21 protein-coding genes are annotated in these 20,584 nt (G+C 44.7%); 10 read left to right on the top strand and 11 right to left on the bottom strand.

Annotated elements, in window-relative coordinates; all coding sequences use genetic code 11:
- Positions 1-51: 51 nt before the first annotated feature.
- The 5 genes from HUJ19_RS10595 to HUJ19_RS10575 form a co-directional block, all read right to left on the bottom strand.
- On the bottom strand, positions 52-1,353 hold the full coding sequence (locus HUJ19_RS10595) for an ABC transporter permease (protein ID WP_290624172.1): 1,302 nt from the start codon (positions 1,351-1,353) through the stop codon (positions 52-54).
- The gene (locus tag HUJ19_RS10590; RefSeq protein ID WP_290624171.1) at positions 1,353-2,198 is read right to left on the bottom strand and encodes an ABC transporter ATP-binding protein; all 846 of its coding nucleotides are present in this window, start codon (positions 2,196-2,198) and stop codon (positions 1,353-1,355) included. The genes HUJ19_RS10595 and HUJ19_RS10590 overlap by 1 nt, the downstream gene beginning before the upstream one ends.
- A gap of 69 nt (positions 2,199-2,267) precedes the next feature.
- On the bottom strand, positions 2,268-2,753 hold the full coding sequence (locus tag HUJ19_RS10585; protein ID WP_290624170.1) for a YchJ family protein: 486 nt from the start codon (positions 2,751-2,753) through the stop codon (positions 2,268-2,270).
- Positions 2,754-2,767: 14 nt separating this feature from the next.
- Positions 2,768-3,031, bottom strand: coding sequence for a hypothetical protein (locus tag HUJ19_RS10580; protein ID WP_290624169.1), 264 nt, complete (start codon positions 3,029-3,031; stop codon positions 2,768-2,770).
- Between the two features lie 88 nt (positions 3,032-3,119).
- Positions 3,120-3,389 carry a YdeI/OmpD-associated family protein gene (locus tag HUJ19_RS10575; RefSeq protein ID WP_290624168.1) on the bottom strand — a complete coding sequence of 90 codons (270 nt, stop codon included), beginning with the start codon at positions 3,387-3,389 and terminating at the stop codon, positions 3,120-3,122.
- A gap of 514 nt (positions 3,390-3,903) precedes the next feature.
- On the opposite strand from HUJ19_RS10575, the gene HUJ19_RS10570 reads away from it, so the two are divergent.
- Complete coding sequence (locus tag HUJ19_RS10570; protein WP_290624167.1) at positions 3,904-4,860, top strand: transposase; 957 nt, start codon at positions 3,904-3,906, stop codon at positions 4,858-4,860.
- Positions 4,861-4,953: 93 nt separating this feature from the next.
- On the opposite strand, the gene HUJ19_RS10565 is transcribed toward HUJ19_RS10570, so the two are convergent.
- Positions 4,954-6,378: a TonB-dependent receptor gene (locus tag HUJ19_RS10565; protein WP_290624166.1), complete on the bottom strand. Its 1,425-nt coding sequence runs from the start codon at positions 6,376-6,378 to the stop codon at positions 4,954-4,956.
- Positions 6,379-6,381: 3 nt separating this feature from the next.
- Positions 6,382-7,287, bottom strand: a complete 906-nt coding sequence (locus HUJ19_RS10560) for a recombination-associated protein RdgC (RefSeq protein WP_290624165.1) — start codon at positions 7,285-7,287, stop codon at positions 6,382-6,384.
- Positions 7,288-7,473: 186 nt separating this feature from the next.
- Here HUJ19_RS10560 and HUJ19_RS10555 point away from each other — a divergent pair, with 186 nt between their 5' ends.
- The gene (locus HUJ19_RS10555; protein WP_290624164.1) at positions 7,474-8,094 is read left to right on the top strand and encodes an FKBP-type peptidyl-prolyl cis-trans isomerase; all 621 of its coding nucleotides are present in this window, start codon (positions 7,474-7,476) and stop codon (positions 8,092-8,094) included.
- Positions 8,095-8,497: 403 nt separating this feature from the next.
- Here the strand turns inward: HUJ19_RS10555 and HUJ19_RS10550 are convergent, their stop codons facing one another.
- Positions 8,498-10,630 carry a pilin gene (locus tag HUJ19_RS10550; RefSeq protein ID WP_290624163.1) on the bottom strand — a complete coding sequence of 711 codons (2,133 nt, stop codon included), beginning with the start codon at positions 10,628-10,630 and terminating at the stop codon, positions 8,498-8,500.
- A 183-nt stretch (positions 10,631-10,813) separates the two neighbouring features.
- On the opposite strand from HUJ19_RS10550, the gene HUJ19_RS10545 reads away from it, so the two are divergent.
- Positions 10,814-11,665 (top strand): DUF6279 family lipoprotein, encoded by an 852-nt coding sequence (locus HUJ19_RS10545; protein ID WP_290624162.1) that lies wholly within the window; start codon positions 10,814-10,816, stop codon positions 11,663-11,665.
- Positions 11,666-11,938: 273 nt separating this feature from the next.
- Here the strand turns inward: HUJ19_RS10545 and HUJ19_RS10540 are convergent, their stop codons facing one another.
- Positions 11,939-12,679 (bottom strand): DUF3307 domain-containing protein, encoded by a 741-nt coding sequence (locus tag HUJ19_RS10540; RefSeq protein WP_290624161.1) that lies wholly within the window; start codon positions 12,677-12,679, stop codon positions 11,939-11,941.
- Between the two features lie 33 nt (positions 12,680-12,712).
- Entirely contained in the window at positions 12,713-13,270 is a 558-nt protein-coding gene (locus tag HUJ19_RS10535; protein WP_290624160.1) for a transcriptional regulator, read from the bottom strand.
- Positions 13,271-14,486: 1,216 nt separating this feature from the next.
- Between HUJ19_RS10535 and HUJ19_RS10530 the strand changes: the two genes are divergently transcribed.
- From HUJ19_RS10530 to HUJ19_RS10505, 6 genes are all read left to right on the top strand, one after another.
- The gene (locus HUJ19_RS10530) at positions 14,487-14,915 is read left to right on the top strand and encodes a hypothetical protein (RefSeq protein ID WP_290624159.1); all 429 of its coding nucleotides are present in this window, start codon (positions 14,487-14,489) and stop codon (positions 14,913-14,915) included.
- A 36-nt stretch (positions 14,916-14,951) separates the two neighbouring features.
- The gene (locus HUJ19_RS10525; RefSeq protein WP_290624158.1) at positions 14,952-15,194 is read left to right on the top strand and encodes a hypothetical protein; all 243 of its coding nucleotides are present in this window, start codon (positions 14,952-14,954) and stop codon (positions 15,192-15,194) included.
- 65 nt (positions 15,195-15,259) lie between these two features.
- The gene (locus HUJ19_RS10520; protein ID WP_290624157.1) at positions 15,260-15,517 is read left to right on the top strand and encodes an excalibur calcium-binding domain-containing protein; all 258 of its coding nucleotides are present in this window, start codon (positions 15,260-15,262) and stop codon (positions 15,515-15,517) included.
- Between the two features lie 52 nt (positions 15,518-15,569).
- Positions 15,570-16,001: a hypothetical protein gene (locus HUJ19_RS10515; RefSeq protein WP_290624156.1), complete on the top strand. Its 432-nt coding sequence runs from the start codon at positions 15,570-15,572 to the stop codon at positions 15,999-16,001.
- An 8-nt stretch (positions 16,002-16,009) separates the two neighbouring features.
- Positions 16,010-16,822 (top strand): hypothetical protein, encoded by an 813-nt coding sequence (locus HUJ19_RS10510; protein ID WP_290624155.1) that lies wholly within the window; start codon positions 16,010-16,012, stop codon positions 16,820-16,822.
- Between the two features lie 8 nt (positions 16,823-16,830).
- Positions 16,831-17,205, top strand: coding sequence for a hypothetical protein (locus tag HUJ19_RS10505; protein ID WP_290624154.1), 375 nt, complete (start codon positions 16,831-16,833; stop codon positions 17,203-17,205).
- Between the two features lie 46 nt (positions 17,206-17,251).
- On the opposite strand, the gene HUJ19_RS10500 is transcribed toward HUJ19_RS10505, so the two are convergent.
- On the bottom strand, positions 17,252-18,550 hold the full coding sequence (locus tag HUJ19_RS10500) for a DEAD/DEAH box helicase (protein WP_290624153.1): 1,299 nt from the start codon (positions 18,548-18,550) through the stop codon (positions 17,252-17,254).
- 373 nt (positions 18,551-18,923) lie between these two features.
- Here HUJ19_RS10500 and HUJ19_RS10495 point away from each other — a divergent pair, with 373 nt between their 5' ends.
- Positions 18,924-20,504, top strand: a complete 1,581-nt coding sequence (locus HUJ19_RS10495) for a L,D-transpeptidase family protein (protein ID WP_290624152.1) — start codon at positions 18,924-18,926, stop codon at positions 20,502-20,504.
- Positions 20,505-20,584: the final 80 nt, after the last annotated feature.

Genomic DNA, 20,584 nt, shown 5'->3' with positions numbered 1-20,584 from the left:
CTGTCAGGATTGATGCAGGGTGGGCCTTGGCCCACCATGATGCTATTAGTATTAGGACTGCTTCAATTTTAGCATACGAGTTCCAATAAAGAAGGTAACAACGCCAATCGCTGTCAAAATAGCCAATGGTGTCATCATTTCGATGTAACTAAAGTCGCGCCAGATTGCACCTTCAAGTGCCAGAATGGCCCACTTCACCGGGCTAATATGACTGATCGATTGCATCCAGCCAGGCATCGCGAATAGCGGGATCATGGCTCCACCAATCATACCCATCAGAATCAGGAAGGCATTGGTCATTCCTGCTACTGATTGTTCCGTTTTGGTAATTGATGCAAAAAACATCATGACACCCACAAAACAGATCCCTGCAGCTATAACCGCCAATAACAACTTAATAAAGTCGAACCGGACATCCAGTATGAAATAGGCAATGGTGAATAGCATGGTTACTACCATTGCCTGAGCAGCAAAGCATCCCAGGGCTTTACCAGCAAGAATCTGCGTGCGGCTAATTGGAGCGATGGCCAGACGATCAAGTGTGCCCAATGTTTTTTCCCGTACCAGGCTAATGGCAAAACCAATCACACAGCCCATAATCGCCCAGATCACACCCTGCGGAATGGTAATTGAAAACGAATTTCGTGGGCCCGATTGCTGCACCGATACTTCTTCCTTGGTTATCTTCAAGGGCATCATCGGGTTGTCACCATCCGCACCAAAGTTTAACCCTGTCGAACCAGCACCATCAGGTTGCTTAGCAAGTTCCTGCTCGGTTAGTTCTTTAAACTTGGGTAGATAATCACTCAACAATGATTTCCACTCAGCAGGCATATCACCACTTTGCTGGATATCCTCAATCGAAAAATCCAGCTGTTTGATCATCTCATTGGCATCAGAAAAAGCTAACTCGAAGCGCTTGATACCCAGCTTCATTAAGGAACCTTCAAGGTATCCTGCTTCAGCTTTGCGAGCAGGATCGATACCCACTAATATTTCAGGAGGTTGCCCACTAAAAATGCCACCGTAATTCTCACCGAATCCTTCTGGTAAAATGATAAAGGCTACCTGCTTGCCGGTTCTAACCAGCTCCTTAGCATTGGCTTCATCGGTTTCAGTCACACGAAACTCGCTGGCTTCGTTGAGCTGTTGTACAAAAGCTTGTGACTTTTCGGTCTGATCCAAATCAGTCACAGCAATTTTCAACCCTTTTGCACCACCGCTGCTTGAAAAAATTGAGCCAAAGAAAAAGGCAAACAGCAAAGGAAAGACAAAGGTAAAAAAGACTGCCATTTTATCTTTAAACAACAGTTTTAAATCTTTTTTCATTAGCGCGATAACAGCTTTCATCATTAATCCCTCAATTGCTTGCCAGTCAGGTTCAGGAACACAGTTTCCAGATTAGGGCGTTGTAAACTTAAATTTTCAACGGTAGTCAGGTCTTTTAAACGCGCCATCAAATCATTGACTGGATTGGCCGTCATAAAGCTTTCCTCACCCGCTTCTGAACGAATATGAACACTTGAGTGCCCACCATGCTGATCAATCAGTTCATCAACGGTTCCCAGGGCCAGCAGTTGCCCCTTATCAACCACACCAACCCGGTCACAAAGCTTTTCGGCTTCTTCCATGTAGTGAGTGGTGTAAATAATGGTTTTGCCTAAATCTTTTAATTCAAAGACGCTTTCAAACAATTTGTTGCGAGATTGAGGGTCAACCCCAGCGGTGGGTTCATCCATAAAAATAAATTCAGGATCATGCAATAAAGAAGCGGCTAAATTCAGACGACGTTTCATGCCGCCAGAATACTCGCTGACCGTATCTCTAGCGCGGTCCTGCAAGCCAACAAACTTTAGCGACCACTCCATACGCTCGGCTTTAAGATTCGAAGGCAAACCATACAAATCAGCAAAGAAACTCAAATTATCCAATGCCGTCAGCTCTTCATACAGAGCAATCGACTGCGGAATAAGACCAATTTTGTGTTTAGTCGCTTTAGCGGTAGGTTGTTCGCCATTGAGTTGAACAGCGCCCTGATCAGGACTGATCAAGCCACACATCATCGAAATAGTAGTGCTTTTACCAGCCCCATTAGGCCCTAACAAACCAAAAATGTGGCCCTTCTCAATGGTAATCGAAAGATTATCTACGGCCTGTAAGTCGCCATAGCGCTTAGAAATACCCCGAACTTCAATCATCCCTTCTCCTAACTTATTGTTTTGTTATAACAGTAACCTTTAATTAGATGCCGCTGATAGGCAAAAGGTTTAGTTGGCCAAACAACATTTTTTTGCTTTCTTTCTGCTACCGCATGGGCAAGGCTCATTCCTGGATACCTTGAGTACCTGTTTCGGCTTGAACTCACCATCGGTGTACAACCACTGACCATTCTTACGAACAAAGTTAGAAGCCTCATGCAAGCAGTGCAACTTATCCTTATCCAGAAAATAGGCCTTAAACTCCACCACACCAGAATCACCATCCTGCTCCGCCTGAACCACCTCAAGACCACACCAGTGAGTTGATCTGGCACTTTGCTCAAAATCCTCAACCGAAGCATTACCACGATAATCTGCTTGATGAGTATCGAAAATATACTGCCCCAGCCCCAGAAAATAAGCAGTGAATCGAGAGCGCATTAATTGCTCAGGAGTTTCAGGTAATGTATTACCCAAATGAAAAGGCTCACAGCAATCACTGTAAGCCAAAAGGTTAGTGTTTTCTTTAATGCGGCAGGGGCAGATAGTGTTCATCTTGTTTTGCTCATTTATAAACTTGCTTTACCCCACATCTCAACAAAAAGTTCTTTAGAAAGGTCAGACTGCAATTGAGTTACATCAACAAACTGATTATCGAATATTCCACGCTTGTTAGTTTTAGAGGGGAAGCGGTAACATTCATTACCCTGACCATCGAAGCCAAGTTCCTTTTGTACAACACCAGTCTCAGACACTTCTGTAAATAGAACTACACAACCATCATATCCATCAAGACCCTTTATACTATTCTCGTTCCACTCAAGATAATACATCCTACATAACTCTCATTGATTTAGTTAATACTCAATCACCAGTAACACCTGTTATGGAATAACTGATGGTCTAAATTTATTAACAACCCTATGCCTTACCCATCTTTTTCCGATGTGAGCATCCCGGCCAGCAGCAGGGTCTTCGCTTGCCATTTTTAAGATCATTGGCAACGCGCTCGATTCTACGCTGGCGAGTTTCAGCTTTCTTGGCATCTTCAACCCAACAGATCCATTCATTACGAGCCAGCTCGGTGATATCTTCCCAATACTCGAGGGCCTCTAGATCATTCACTAAAGTGCTCAACAAATCCTTAGGGAGCTTATGAACCACTCCACCGGATACTTTTTTATTAGACATAGATAAAGATCCCTTTAACCAATAGAACAATAATCTCGTTTGAAGGAAACCATAAGCTAGCCCTTTAAAGATTGCAATGGATTGTTAGAGCAAGAAGAGCAGATCCTGAATCCAGTTCAGGATGACATGATCTTGGGGCTGGTGCTGTATAGCTATAATCGAGTGAGCTTCAGTTTCCTGCGGACCAAAGAAAAGAACAAAATACTACCATGCCACAAATATAGACTCGCCCTATATTAACCGACTTGCTATCCACTCTCTGATAAACAATTCCACCACCGGCCTGTCATCCTATGCTTTAAAAGCTGTCTATTCGGAAGGAGAATGAATGGATGGCAGAGAGAGGAAAAAGCTCAAGATTGTCATTAGTCTAAAAGACCGCTCAGGATGATGAGCCCCTCTCTCGCTTTGTCAACCTCGAACAGTTCATGGGGCTTAGAGCCCGTATTCAGGATAGCGGAGTGTCGACAAAGTTGCCATGTTCAAAAGATAGCATAGCTTGAGGATTTTTGTCATGACGTATATTGGTGTGGATGTCTCTAAGTTAACGATAGACTGTGCCTGGTTTTTTGAAGGTCGCTGGCACCATCATCGTTACGCTAATTCCCTAAAAGGTTTCAAACAAGCATTGTCAGCAGCCCCGGATGGTTCCCATTGGGTGATGGAAGCCACAGGAACCTATCATCAGCGGCTGTCTTATTTTCTGCATGAGCAGCAGTGTCGCTTAAGTGTTGTTAATCCACTGTCGATAAAGCGCTATGGTGAGATGAAACTAAGGCGAGCTAAAACCGATAAGGCGGATGCGAAGCTGATTGCAGAATACGGCATGTCGGAAGCGCCGAAAGTGTGGCGACCAACGTCCCCCGAGATAGCGAAACTCAAGCAGTTAGAGCACTGGCGGCAAGAGCTGATGACAACGTACACACGACTCACGAATCAACTTGAAGCCATGAACCACAGCGTTTACTGCTCAGAGAGCGTTGTCGGCTTGATAGGCGAACAGTTAAAACTTTGTAAGCAACAGATTAAAGCCTGTGAACAGGAGCTTCAGCAGAGTGTTCAAAAATGGGAAGGTGAGTTGTACCAGAGGTTGTTGTCGATCCCCGGGATAGGGCCTAAAACAGCGTGTCATTTAATTATACTCACTGACGGCTTCAGGCGGTTTGATACCGTTAAGCAGTTGATAGCCTATGTGGGGTTGGCTTCCAGAGCGCATAGCTCTGGAACCAGTATTGCAGGCTCCAGAGCTATCGTGAAATCAGGAACCAATGTATTACGAAAACTGTTGTACCTATGCAGTTGGACCGCCTCCAAAACAAATCCAGGTTGCCGGCAGTTATCAGAGCGATTGTTAGTCAATGGTAAACCTGGAAAACTGGTCTGTGTGGCAGTTGCCAGTAAATTATTGCGCCAAGCTTTTGCGGTAGCAAAATCACAGAGAAGCTTTGACTCTGAGCTATGTATGGGTTGACATAAAGCACAGTTCATCCTGAACTGGATTCAGGATCTGCTCTTCCCTTCAGGCTTAAGCCTGACTTCAACAATTTTCATAAGCCCACACACTTTACTCTTCCGGCAGCTCACAGTACCCGAACATACATCGGGCCTTAATTTCATCGCGTATGGCGTCGGGCAGCTGTTTTTCCCAGTCGCCTTGGCCGAGTGGTATTTCTTTAGCGATGTTGCGAGCGGAGATATGTAAATTTTCGTCGTTCCAGGTTTTGGTGGCAACCAGGTGCTTGTTTCCAATCAAGTGCTTTAATAAATATTTGGTGTTCTCCGCCACTTCGACATTATCAAGCGTAACCAGCTTTTCACCAACACGTGTTGGGTACACATAAACATTAGTGTTGCCTGAAAATAGTTTACCCATCGCTTCTAAAATGCCACCCTCGAGGCCATCGTAATAAGACTCATTAAATAATTGATCAAAATCGAGAATGCTGAGCACGATACCAATCCGATTCTGAGTGTAGCGACGCATCCAGGAACGTAAGCGGAAGAATCGCAGGTAATCGGAAATCAGTACGTTGTAACCAAGCTTGTTGAGCAGGTCGACACGCGCCAAAAAGCTGGCATCGTCAGTTTCCGCGTCATTAGCAAGCTCCGCCATGGTGATTTCTGCGACGGTAAAGACCTTATCGCGCTGCACACCCTCTTCTTCCAAAAACTGCTTCATGGCAGCTTCGGTCATATCGACATGAACCTTAGTTGGTGGCTTGAAAGAACCACGAATCACCAGCACGTCTTTTTTACGCAACATACTGCCAGGTACTTCTGAACTGCCTTTCGCATCGAACATCACTGCACGGCAGCACCAGGAACGAACCAGATGTAAATTCATCAGACGGTTTTCGACTTTTTCAAAGGTGTGGCCAGCAAAATGAATCAGATCTACTTCGATACGTTTTTGGCCAAAGTCATTGACCAGATTATCGAGTAAGGATTCGATAAAAATCTTGGGGTCTTTATGGTAGTGAAAGGCACCGTAAACCACGTTAACACCGAAAATACCCAGTGCTTCTGATTGCTCTTTATTGGTTTCATCCAACATTCGAACGTGCATGACGATTTCACTCGGCGGAGCTTTCGGCTCCAACTGCATGCGAATACCAATCCAACCATGACATTCATTCTTCTGGGTATAGCTGCGAGCTGTAACTGTCGCTGCATAACTGAAATACTGGGTATCCTCAGAACGCACTTCATCCAGTCGCGAATGCAAAAGATCATATTCATGAACCAGCATCTGCTCAACGCGCTCGCGGCTAACATAGCGCCCAGCTTTACCATAAATATCATCGCTCACCTGCATATCGTAAGCCGACATGGTTTTCGCAATGGTTCCGGCGGCAGCACCCGCTGAGAAAAACTGACGGGCGACTTCTTGACCCGCGCCAATTTCAACAATGGTTCCGTACTGAGTAGGATTCAGATTGACCGCCAGCGCCTTCTGTTCGGTCGTTAAGGTTTTATCGTGTTCAACCACAATTTATTCCTTCTCGGTAATCACTTTAAATTCGGTTTTCAGTTCTGCAATAAATTCCGCAAAAGTCTGAGTCATCAACACCAGGTCAGCATCCAGTCGGGCATAGGGTTCGATATCGTCTATCTCTTCATTTTCTTTAAGCAATTCATCGTCGAACTTGATGCTTTTTACCAGCATATCAGACTGAATCACTGCATTAAATTGATCTTTATAGCGAATACCAAGCTTTTCGACCCAATATCCATCTTCCAGCAAATCATCAATCAAGGGATTCGATTCTTCGCTGTCTTTAAATTTAGCTACGCGATCATTCTGCGGGTCTTTAAATTCATACTGGCCGGTTAAGGTCCAGCCATGCGGTAAGCCTTCTTTCAACCAACGGTTCATAATCGCTGATGGACTTTCTTCGCCCATCAATCGAACGGCGCCAAGCGTGCCGAGGCTATCAATCAATAACTCGATAAAGCTGTCCGCAACCGCATTACTGCCGGCGTTAATCACCAACAGGTTATTGCGCGGATCAATATAACCATAGGTATGGCTCGACTTGCTCAAGGCTTTCGGCTTTAACAAACTCAGAATATCGTCTTTCAGCGCAGACTTTTCCTTGCCAAACACCTTACGTCCCTCTTCAGCTTCAATGGTCGCCACACGCTCTTCCAGCGTTTCTTTGACCATACTGGCTGGAATCACCTTCTGCTCTTTACGCATACACAGCAAAATACAGCCATTAGCTGCATGCACCAGATGTTCAAACTGACGATTTAATGGGGAAATCCAGCCTAAAGTCTCAGTATCCTGCCTGCCAACAGAACTAAATCGTTGATTTTCAAGAAGCTCCGCCAGCTCTTCGGGTGAGCGTTGAAACGGTGTTGTGAGGTGATAAATATGACAATTACGAAACCACATGAGGACTACATTTGCGCAAGAATTAGGGGGCGTATTATGGCGAAATTCGCCCCTGTCCGCCATAGCTGGCAGGCTGCAAATTGTTGATTAGGGCAACTCATATCAAGGAATTGCCGAAAAAGCCTTTAATTTCAGCAATCCATCCCCACATAGCTAATTGATTCATCATTTAGGAAATTAATTATTATGTCCACTCCAGACTTCACGTCTACCGAAGCCAAAGCCTCATACGGTATTGGTCTACAAATGGGTCAGCAAGTTAAAGGTGCTTTTGAAGGTATTTCAATCGACGCGGTTGTTGCCGGTATTCAAGATGCTTTCGCTGGTCAAAACCCGCAAATTCCTGCGGACGACATCAATGCTGCATTCGTTGAAATGCAAGAACGTCTACAGGCTGAGCAGGCTGAAATGGCTAAAAAATACGCTGCAGAAGGTGAAGCCTTCTTAGCAGAAAACGCCAAGCGCGATGAAGTGACTGTACTTGAAAGCGGTTTGCAGTACGAAGTTATCACCGAAGGTTCTGGCGAAAAGCCAACTGCTGACTCAATGGTCCGTACTCATTACGCAGGTACTTTGGTTAATGGTCAGGAGTTTGACAGCTCATACAAACGTGGTGAACCGGCTGAATTCCCAGTGGGCGGCGTGATTAAAGGCTGGACCGAAGCACTACAAATGATGCCTGTGGGTTCTAAGTGGAAATTGTATATCCCCTATCAGTTGGCTTATGGCGAACAAGGTGCTGGCGGTGCGATTGGCCCATACCAGACATTGATTTTCGACATCGAGCTACTTGATATCGTTTCGTAAACAGCGGTAAGTACTCTCTGCTTTTCTTGATTAGTAAGAAAGCAGAAAGCCCGCAAGTCCATCAGGTTTTGCGGGCTTTTTTATTTCTAGAGACAAAGAGCTGAGCTAGTGGAATACTCTCGTACGGACAAGGGTCTGCCCCACTGGGTACTCATGAATTGTCCCTACACACACTATTTTGATCGTCATTGCGAGAGTTCGCAGAACTCGTGGCAATCTCGGTCAGCAAAGTATAAACATCATGAGATTGCCGCGTCGCTGGGGCGGGTTATCCGCCCCAGCTCCTCGCAATGACAGGTGTAATAGGTTCAGGTTTTGCGTTTTCGCTCGTACGGACAAGGGTCTGCCCCACTGGGTACTCATGAGTTGTCCCTACAGTTACAATTTAGATCGTCATTGTTCATCAAAACCCGCAAAGTTTTTCGCGGAATTTGAAATCTACATTAGAGTCACAATTCCAGCCGACAATAATATCCTTCTCAACAATAGGCTCAAACTTCGCATAAACATCACTGTATCCATTACCAAAGGTCACCGGATTAAGATAAATAGTGACCACGCCATCTTCCACGTCAACATACTCCACTGCTTCCGCAGACGACAAATCAGCGCCAATGCCGTGCTTGCCTAAATCCAGTTCTTCAAATGCTTCACCCATTGCCTGCGCATATGCAACCTGACTTTTTAAACTGTTGGCAGTTACTATAGCCTGAGCCAGTTTGGCGCGCTTGGTGTAGTCCTGATACGCAGGAATCGCTACCGCTGCTAACACTCCAACCACCGCTACAGATTGCATACCACCACCGGCAAATAAAATATCGCTGGCACTTTGCTCAAAAGTAAACTCTACGCCCAGATACTTATCGCTGGAATCCAGCTTAAAGCCGATAGCGCCATATTCAGCAAAATCCATTTGGTCAGCGGTTGGCAGAGCCATAATATCGATCTCTGCTTCTGTAAGATCCGCCACCATCAGCAAGGCTTCTAAATAATAATGGTAAGAATTACGCGACAAATCACGCACCGAAGTGGTTGCCGAAAAAAGTGAATGGCTAACATCCTGACCTTGTGTATCTTTAACCCATTTGGCTAAAGAAACATTGGGCTTACGTTTGGCGCGTTCCATCAATGGCTGCGGTACCGATGAGTAAATCAGATAGCCATTTTCGATAGTCCAGTAGAGACGCGAATTAAGCTTGGAAAAGGTTTTCTCAAAGCTTAGCGGCGTTGCCGAAGACAGGTCTGCATAATCTTCCTGTGCCATCGCCTTAAAGGTTAATGCATGAATTTCTTTGCCTTGATGCTTAGTTACCCGATAGTTGCCTTGCGCATTTTTGACCAGGCTATCAATCATCTGTTGCATCAATTCAGGGTCATTAACCTTAGTCGCCGTAAAACCACCAACGTCATCACGGAAGTAAATCAACTCGGGGCCAAACACGCTGGCCAACTGCTCAACACTAAAGCCGATTTTTTCCATAACCAACTGGTTAAGCTCTTCAAGGCTATCTTCACTGCCACCCTGAGCTTTATTGATGCTGTCAAATAAACGCACCTGCTCTTCATAGGTCGGAATCGACAACATCGCCATGGTACGCGGCGTGCCCACTGCTTTGATATCGAAATCATTATTAACCGCAGGAATGAAATCGCGAATCCCCACCTTTGGCATATCAACCAGCATGGTCAAACGTGTTTTGCCGTTGCTGACGCCGTAACCAAAACCGATGGCGTTCATCTGGTCGAGACCATAAGCCTTGAGATCTTCTAATTGCTGAGGCGGCAGACTCATGGTCAACATAGGCATCACCTGTTTGGTATTAACCCACGCAAACAAACCTTTGCCGCTACTATCGATCTGACTTTGAATATACTGCATGGCATGTTGTGGGTTGTCTTTCAACGACTCCATAACGTTACTCAACACCGTAAATGAGGTCGCAAAACCCGTTGCCATAACAAACTGCTGAGTGTTCGCATCATACTGATAACGCGCCATAGCGCCCGGCATCGAGAAAGAGCCAGTGCCATCATCATTGGCGGTATGGTTAATTCCTTGAACTTTTAAGTCTGCGCTAAGCGCCACTAGCGTATCGTTAAATGCCTTGTTGTCAGCAAAGTTAAAGCGCGTCGCATAGACCATAATCGGCATTGGCTTTCCCGCGGATTCTTGGATAAAGGCTATTTCAAGCGGTGAGGTCATGTGCTCAACGAACAGCTTTGCCGCAGCGTCCATAGGCGCTTCGAGGTGGCTCAGGATGTTTTGATTAAGCGCAGTTTGAATCGCTTTAACCTGCTGATTATGCGCCTGGTTGTTTTGCGCTAATTTGAAACCATTGTCCTGCCCTGTGAACAGGAACCAGGCAGTTGGCACACGCGTATAAGCAACGGTGCTGTCCGGAAGTGACGCCTGCAACCAGGCTTCTTGAACTAATGGCTTGTCGGCTGGTTTAATCGTCTCTTTTTTATCGTCTGAGCAAGCCGCCACAAAAAGTACCAGGCCTGCCATGAAAATGACCCCAATAAAACGCTTCATTCTGTTCCCTCTTTTGTTATGGTAACTGGACTGTTATAAAAATCTCGCCCATTCTACCCGATAGCTCCAAAGTCGGAAACATGGAACTAATTGACAGATTCTTCACTCGAACTGCTTATAGTAAAGTGACTGTCACGCTCGACACTTAACACTCAACACAACAATATCCATTCAAGGACAAGCATGACCAACTCCAACAAAAGTTACCGACTCCTAATCATGCTGCTAGGCATATTCTTTTTACAGGCCTGTGGTATTAAGTTCTGGTACAACCGCCTGGACTGGATCGTGCCCTGGTATTTGGATGACTATGTTGAGTTAACCAGCGAACAGGAAGATACACTAGAAAAGTTGCTGGCCATTAAAACCGAATGGCATCGCTCCAATGAACTGCCGAAATATGTGTCCATGCTCAACCGCATGGAAGCCGATATTAAATCTGGCGCCATCACACAAACCTATGAACGCTACCGTCGCGACATGCGTGGCTTTTATAACACCCTGCTTGATGAAATGAGCGATGACCTCGTGGCACAGACCGCCAGCCTGACCGATCAACAGGTTAAGCAACTGATGGACAATCTTGATAAAGAAGCCAAGGAGCAATACGAAGAATTCAAGGAAACCAAAGAAGAAGATAGACAGAATGAGCGTCTTGAACGCCTCGAAGACAGTTTTAGTGAATGGATTGGAAGCCTTGACGATAAACAGGAAGAACTGATTAAAGAAATGGCCAGCCTGCTTAAATCCTCCGGCGAAGCCACCTACCAATATCGAGCCAAATGGCGCGACGCATTCCGAACTGCACTGGCAGAAAGAACCACCAAATCAGGCCAGGCAGCCATCAAAAGCCTCATAACCGATCCCTACCAGGTCGGCGGCGAAGAAATGAATCAAATACGCGAATACAACGGCAATATTTACAAAGAATACCAGCTCAAAATCTACCGCACACTAAGCGCCAAACAAAAACGCCATTTGCTGGAAGAAATTGCAGACTACCGCGAAGATTTTCAAGATTTGATTGATGATTAACTTATTGTTTGCAACTAACCCCAATAAACTATTACGAGAAACTTAAAGCGAGCACCAATAAATCCCCTCATATTGAGCTAAGACACTTACAAAATATAGCAATCAAAATCTGTGACCGAAGGGAATCCCTTTAGGGAGATGATTAAATAGTCCATTTACCACTTTGTAAAAACTTATAGGTAGGGGCGCACCGGTGTGTGCGCCCAATCTTTTTAAGAAGTTTTTATAAACAACGTGGCTGAGATGTTATTCGGAACAACTGTTTAGCCCAGCTCACTGAATCCAAAAGATATAACCCAAACTAACCGCAATCGCCAAGCCAAAGCTAATCAAAGTACCAATTAAAATATACTCCGTCAGCTTGCGGTCATGCGCTTCCTTCAAGTCACCAAATCGGAACACAGATTTGGCCGCCAGCAGAAATCCGATACCATGCCAATTATCAGTAAGAATAAACACAAATATAAACAGGCGTTCCAGCATACCGATAAAGCTACCGGCATTAGCCAGCGAATGGTCACCATCGTACACATTCAACGGCGCCCAACGGGAAATAAGAACCTTGATAATAATCGATGAAACACGGGTCAAAAGAAGCACCGCAATCAACAGTGCCAGAATCTTTTCCTGCGGAATCACCCACTCGCTAATGCTAGTCGTATACAGGGAAACCACGAAAGCAATCACCGCCAGATGCAGTAGCTGATCAATCACAAAAAAAGTACGACGATTGATTAATGACTCGGGGCGACTGTAGTTATCTGCATAGCGACCTGCCATACATTTAAAACCATCAATCAGATAATGCGTCACCACCAAAATAACCAAGCCTAACCAGTACTCAGGATTGAAGGAAAAAGCGATCGCATAAAGCATGGCATGAACACCCGCATGGAAAATCAGCCCAGCCGAAGCGAAAGCCTTTTGTTCCTTATCCTTAATCCACTTTAACGGTTGAATGACAAAATCAGCGACCAGATGCGCGAGTAATAATTTTAAGAAGAGTAATGTCATAGGCTTCCCACTAATCCTTAGAATACGATGAAATTATAGATGCCGCTTAATCAGCTTCTGACTGTAAACCAACATCTCCATAATAGCATCGAACCCCGACCGATTCTGTCGCTCACTCACGCGACTTTGAGTAATACCTAACATTTTAGCAATTTCAGTCTGGGTCGCGTTCGGCATCTGCATACTCGCACGCACCACCTCAGCGCTCGACGCAGACCAGCCGTCCATCGTTAACAAAGCCAGCTTCAGATTCAGATTCAAAAGCTCATCCACCTCATCCCAAGGCGTCTTAATCGCCAACGTCCGCTTCTTCAAGTTATCAAACAAATCCCCGGAATGGACAAACGCCGAACCGTTCGACTCAAGAATCGAATCCGCCTTATGGGTCATATCACCGATCCCCACCGCCATCCGCACATCCAGCCCCTTGGTCGAACGCACCACCGCCTTCAACCAGACAGCAATATCCAAAGCACACTCAGGCTTATCCAACCGAAGCTGAAAACTGTCACCACGGTAAACCTGCCACTGACGAGGAGACTCACCCAACGTCGCCAACGCCTTTTTCAAAGGCTCAAGCCAATCCCTCAAGTCCTTCCTGGCCCTGGAATTAATAATGTCACCGGTAATCACCGCGACTGTAGAATGATTATTAGTACTCATAAAGCAATTTATACGCTTTTAAATGTATATTGTCAATTATACGGAATATTTAATATATTATTGACCTATACCCTATCCCACCGCCCTAATAGTCACTAGTAGGCTGGCGATGAGCAAAGCGAATCCCAGCAAAGTATCGCAATCGTATCACCATTGTTGCACCCAAAGGGCAGGCTCCGCTCGGATTCGCTCCGTTGATCCTGCCCTAGGGGTACATCACCAACCTACCGCTCCCTTCAAAGCTTATCCCCTAACCGCCACCAACGGAAATCCTCAGTGCTGTCATCTGACCCACAGGCAGGTTTTTGCTCCTGCAAAACCTGCATTCCTGACATCCTGTCAGTCAGCCTTGGGGAATGTACCAAGGGCATTCCTTTTAGTCACAAGCAATTCATCGAGAATTGCCTGCCTGAACTGGATTCAGGCGACCGCAGGGAATCCCTTTAGGGAATCTGCTCTTGATCTTCACTCATGACAACCAAAACCCCTCAAACTCATTGCAATACCCAAAAACCTAACTATTATAAGGTCTTATTTATTCTCCTCAGGGCAAAACTCCTTGATATGAGAAATAGATACCAGAACAGAGATGCCCGGTTTTCTATGGTATTAGCCGGAAAAACGGACATTAAAAATAAACAACTTGAAATCAAAAGGTTATCGGCGATGTCCGGTAATCTAATGTTAGGCATATGAAATGACATCTAGCAAACGATTAAGCAGCGTCTCACATAGCATTGCACATCACGCAGTGAGCGCTTTGTCGTATGTTCATCCTCATTTGAGTCAGGCGGCAAGTAAGCTTCACGAAGCCTTGGTTTTCGTCAACTTGCTTGCTGATGAACCCTGTCCTAAAAGATATTTGAGCTTCGAACCTGTTAGGCTCTCGCTCGACGCCTTGAAATCTCGCTTCTGCGACATTTTGCTGTCTGAGGGGTTCGAATACTCGGACTTGATTTTTGCGGGAGTTATGTTTGAGTTCACCGCAGAATTCCCCGATGACTATTGCAGTAACTGCCATGCGCTCTTAGTTTCCACAAAAGAGAGGGAGTATAGGCACTCAGTTAATTACATGGGCGAAACAATCTTGCCTAACAAAGCATTGCAGCGGACAAGCCGCTGAATGCGGCGTTAAGTATCTATTATGACAGAACCGGAAACATCTTCAGAAAAAAGAGACCGTAAGCTGAAAGAGTTAGAGGGTAAAAATATTGCCCATTACTCTGTAATGCTGTCGTCTTATATTTCAACACGAGTTGACGCCAATAAAGCAATATTTACATTTTCTTTGGCGGCAATCGGTCTACTATTAGCCGCTTACGAAAAGCCAACTTCAAGTGCCTGCTATACAAATATATTCTATTCCTTATCAATGCTAGCTTTTGTAATTGCAGTTATTTCCACGCTCTTTATTTACGTTGCGAACTCTAAGGCTATAGAGGCATATATTAGAAGTAAGGAAGAGTCTAAGCGTGACTTCAAGCTACAAGCATGGATGTATATAAACTATATTGCTTTCGGTCTAGGAGTTTTGTTTACTGCTGTTTTAGGAATTCTAAACATATATGAGTAAAAGCCTAACAATCAACTGTTGCGCGACCTTGAACCGATGACACAACAAATATCTAAATACGACATAGTTAGAATATTAGTACCGAATCCTTCAGTTCCAGATGCTGAGGTAGGTGATCAAGGTGCTGTAGTAATGGTATATTTTGAATCTGCTGTTCCAGTAGCCTACGAAATAGAATGCGTTCTGCCAGACGGCAACAATAAATGGCTAGGTACCTTTTCACCAAACCAAATAATATTACAGCAGAAAGCACAAGTGGGAAACACGGAACAAGTGTAAGCAGTTTGCTACAGCCCTTTCAGCCTCCGCCGCAAGTCCCTGTTGTGGGCTTTATAGGAATATGAATGGTAATAAATAAGTTAATCCTACTACTGATTTTTGTCCTATGCCTACCTGAAGTTAGCATTGCAAAAACCTGTAAAGAATATCGCTCATGTGCTGAAGTTATTGCCGATTACCCTAGTGGTAACTTTGGAAGAAGAGATGGTGATAAAGATGGTATACCCTGTGAGAATGTTTGTCGTTCAAGGCAGCAGGTTGAAGATTTGCTTAAAAAGGTGTCTGATTCTAATAAAAGCAAAAAGCCTTCGGATTTGAAATAACTATTGAAGCGAACTCACTAAACAAAACTTTGTTAAAAGGAGAATAAAAATAATGTCTAAAGCATCAACTAAATTCGGTTTTATAGGTATCACACTAGGCGGTATTGCCTTATTACTGGCTCTAGTGCATTTCTGGGCTGGCCCATTCTCACCGCAACCAACTTTAGAAACTACGATTGCTGAAAAAGCGGCTTCAATTAAAAATGCAACGCTCAAGGCCATAAAAGGCGAAGAGTACCAGGAGACTTACCAATCCAACTGGGATGCAGACAAAATCACCGAAGTTTCTACTGCTGTCTTAGGTGGCTTGGCATTTATTCTGGCAATTCTAGCCTTTGCTAAAAAAGAGCCTAATCGAGTTGCAGCAGGCGCAGCAGCGCTTGGGATTAGCGCCATAGCCTTCCAATTCATTGCCATGTATGCAATGGCATTGCTTGTTGTGATACTAATAGCCGTAGTTATATCTGAGCTGGGGTTTGGATAGCAAAAAGTATGATAATACAAACAGTTGATTTACAAATTTCGGGTTCGAATAGCATTCTATCCTTCGAAACAGATGGAGGAGGATCGTGGGAAGTATGGGATCGGTATTTAGCAATTGATGGCAATAAAGCTTTCCATATTGGAAATATATGCGGTACCTGCTCTTTTTTCTTTGAGCGCCTAGAAGGAGCCAATCAAAAGATCGAACCAAAGGTAATGATAGCCGCATTAAATGATGGAATTAAAGGCTTTGATGAACTTTCTCTAGATGACTTAGGAAGAATAATTCCTGATGGAAAATATATCGTTACCCTTTCTCAAGTTACCCCGAGACTGATAGAACCTAGCGATGAAGATGACTATTTTTCTAAGGAGCAAGTCGACCTGTGGGGAATTGATAGCTTCATAGGAAAGCCTCATTCTCCGATGACAGAATATTTCCGGCTCACCACATCAAAATTAAATAATAGTGAAGGCTTATTCGAATTCTTAATTCCAACATTCCCACACAATTGGTTAAACAAAAGTAGAGTTTCTAGCTATAGAGAGTCAATAAAGAACGGAAGTAAACCAACAATGGTCGCAATATCTGTACTTGACGTTAAAGAGCCAGCTGATGGGGAGAATGAAATAGATATAACTAGCCACTGGTGTTTAGCCCATTATGTTGTTGACGGACACCATAAAGCCTATGCGGCAGCATTAGAAAATCAACCAATCACATTGATTTCATTTTTGGCTGTAGAAAAAGGTGTGTCCTCAGAAGCGGATATTCAAACATTACTAACACAATTAACCAGCAAGCCCACGAAGAAGCGTTAGATAAGCCCATGACTGTATTAGAAATGTACGATGAATTTAGAACCCTGTTTCCCGAAGTAACAACGGTTGCTGACGATATCCACATTCAGGCTTGGGGTAGTTTAGATCCTGAGTATTCATTTTCATGGTATGAAAGTCTTGCTAAAGCTATCAATCAAGAAATGACTAATGAAGTAGTTGCCTCGAGATACGCAGGTTTATTCGAATACGTTAGAAAGCAATACCTATTAGGTGATGATGAAGTTAAGAAATGTATAGATGCTTCTTTTACAGAAAACTTGTTTTGGCAAGTAAAACCAGAAAAAGCAAAAAGTTACTGGCAGTTGCTACCTGATATATTGAAAACCTTATATGTTAATTTTCACGGCCGCCCACCAGCTTAAACCTCTAAGATGCGGCCCAATATATCAAGCAGCAATACCTACTAAATCAAGAACTCTTCCGGCTTCTATTCTTGCTGGCTGTTTTTTTCTTTACTGACTTACCTTTAGCCTGACCGTTTTTATTAGAGACCTGTTTCTGTTGAGCTTTCGCGAGTTTCTTTTTATGCGGTTTTTTCTTGCCCAGTGGCTTTAATGGGGTTTGCGGTAACGCATGTTGGGGTTCGAAGTCTTCTATCTCTTTTCTTTCCAGCTGTTTGCGGATCAGGTTCTGGATCGCGCTTAAGTTATCGACTTCATCAGCACTGACTAGCGATATTGCGGTACCTTTTTCTCCTGCACGGCCAGTACGGCCGATGCGGTGGACGTAATCTTCGGCGACATCGGGTAGATCATAGTTGATGACTAATGGCATCTGTTCGATGTCCAGTCCACGGGCTGCCACGTCGGTCGCGACCAGAGTCGTCACCTGCCCTGCTTTAAATTCTGCGAGTGCTCGGTTGCGCGCGCCCTGGCTTTTGCCGCCATGAATGGCTGTGGACTTAATGCCTCTTTTTTCAAGCTCGGTGCTGAGTTTATTGGCGCCTCTGCGCGTTCTTACGAAGATTAACAGCTGTTGCCATTGATGATGGCCAATAAGATAGCTCAGTAAGGCTGGCTTCTGTTTCTTGTCGACTGGATGAATCCACTGCTCAATCGTTGTTGCTGCGGTATTGGTCTGCCCCGTTTCGACTAAAGTCGGGTTAGAGAGAAACTGTTGGCTCAGGGCTTTTATGGATTCTGAGAAGGTAGCAGAAAACAGCAGGGTTTGACGCTTCTGTGGCAGCTTGCCAATAATTCTCTTAATGCTTGGCAGAAAGCCCATGTCCAACATTCGATCGGCTTCATCCAGAACCAGGAACTCCAGGTCTTTAAAACCAACGGCATTTTTTTCAATCAAATCCAGCAGCCTGCCGGGCGTCGCTACCAACACATCCGTACCGCGACGCAGCTTGAGCATCTGTGGATTAATTTTAACGCCACCATAAACTACCACTGAATTTAGCGACAGATTAGCCGCGTATTTTTGTACACTCTGGTGAACTTGTTCTGCCAGCTCGCGCGTTGGTGTCAAAATCAGACAACGGGCGGCATTGGCGGATGCTCTTTTACCTTCTGACAGGCGTTGCAATATTGGCAGTGAAAAACCGGCAGTTTTGCCCGTTCCCGTCTGCGCTGCCGCCATCAGATCCCGTCCCTCTAAAATCAAAGGAATAACTTTCGCCTGAATTGGTGAAGGTGTTTCATAGCCACTCTTGCGAAGGGCTTCTAGTAACGGCTGGATTAAATCAAGTTGGGAAAAGGTCATAAAGGGAGGGCTTATTCGTTGGGCGCACAGTGTAGCCCTTTCCTAGGCAAACTACGAGTAATTAAAGGCCAAATAGCCAATACTCTGCACTTTGCTACTCTTGAATATGCTGAGTATCGAGCAGACCCAATGTTAAACTTTACAAAACTTAGGTCGCAACTGTTCGAAAAACACCCAGCAGAGGTCTATACTGAAATAAGCTAGGAAGCTATTTATTGACTGGAGTTTTACTATGCGTTGCGGCTTAAGACATTGCATTGATAACTGTCTTTTATACACTAAGATTGCGCTTCTTGGTGGCTTCAGCGTATTTAGCCTCGAACTAGCCGCGCAAACGGCTCCTGTGCCCCTTTACTCCTCCAATAGCCATCCCATGCAAGCGAATACCCTGCAAGAATCTACCTCAGCAATTCGCGTCAGCCTCGATTATCATCTTAAAAATCACCAGCTGCCGTTGTTGGGTGTTTCACTCCTAAACACTTCCGAGCTTTACGATTTCTACCAGTTACAGGGCTTTACGCGCCTTTGGGATCCCTTATATCGCGGACAGGATCCATTGCAGGAACTATTGGCCTATTTACAACAGGTTCATTGGCAAGGTCTGTTAGCCAGCGATTATCATTTCCAGACACTGATGGAACGTTGCCAGATTCTGACTCAGGAATTAGTGGCCGAGTGCGATCTGCTGCAAACTGATGCGGTGTTAAGTCTGTCTAAACACTTGCTGTCTGGGAAAGTCGACCCCAATCTGATTTTTGAGGACACACAAGTTGTTAAACCGGCAGTTGATGTTTCTGAGCAATTAACCCGAGCGCTAACACAGTCATCACTATCCGAATACTTTAAGGCGATTGAACCTCAGTCTGATGGCTACCAGAGTCTTAAGGAGTACCTCGTTTTACTGACCAGTGAAGAAGCCCCTGCCTGGCCAACATTGGACGTAAAACCTTCGATTAAGCCCAATATGGCCGATCCACGTGTAGCTTCAATTGCTGAACGATTGGTGTTTTGGGGGGACTTATCAGCAGAGTGGGATCATCATGCACCTACGAATTTAGTCTATGAAGGGGATCTGATACATGCCGTGGAAAGCTTTCAGTCACGTCATGGGCTGAAGGTCGACGGGGTGTTAGGCAAAAACACCATCTCAGCCTTAAATATCACTCCGCAACAACGTATTGCGCAGCTGGCGGTCAACCTTGAGCGAATTCGCTGGCATCAGCAAAAGCACTTCAATCGCCTGATCACGGTTAATATTGCTGGCTTCGAATTAGTAGCCAAGGAAAATGGTGAGGAAGCTCTGAGAATGCCGGTAATTGTCGGTCAGCTCAATCGTCAGACCCCAGTTTTCGAAGATAACGTCCAATATATTGTGCTCAATCCTACCTGGGTAGTACCTTGGGAATTGGCTACCAAAGATAAATTGCCACTCATTCAGGAGAACCCTCAATATCTGCTGGATAATCAATTTAGCGTCTATTTGCAGGATCAGAAAGTCCAGGATCCGACTCTGATTGACTGGAGTCAGGTCACAAGATCCAACTTTCCTTACCGTTTAGAGCAGGCTCCAGGGAGCGATAATGCACTTGGTCGGGTTAAGTTTATGTTCCCTAATAACTATGAAGTTTATCTCCACGACACGCCTTCTAAGTCATTGTTTAATAATGATTTAAGGGCTTTTAGTTCCGGTTGTGTTCGCATCCAGCAGCCGATGGATTTATTGTGGTGGATACTGCGTTCTAATGGATTGAGCGATACCGATATAGAAAATCAATTGAACAAAAAACATACAAATACTGTATATTTGTCAAGGTCTGTGCCGATAAGACTGGAATATAGAACCGCTTATCAGGGGCTGAACAAAACGATTCAGTTCAGAACAGATATTTATCAACGCGATACAAAATTGTATCAAGCACTTCAACAACCAGTGGCAAGTTTCCTCTTGCGCTAACCCTCAAAGGACTCATATCTAAGGGCCAACTGGACGGTCTAGGGCATAATTTTGTTTAAATATTAAGTTCACTGTAACCA

Origin of the sequence: Kangiella sp., assembly GCF_014762745.1 — a bacterium.
In the GTDB taxonomy this organism is placed as follows: Bacteria; Pseudomonadota; Gammaproteobacteria; order Enterobacterales; family Kangiellaceae; genus Kangiella.
Note: the sequence above shows the minus strand (reverse complement) of the source record. Positions and strands in the feature narration are given on the sequence as shown.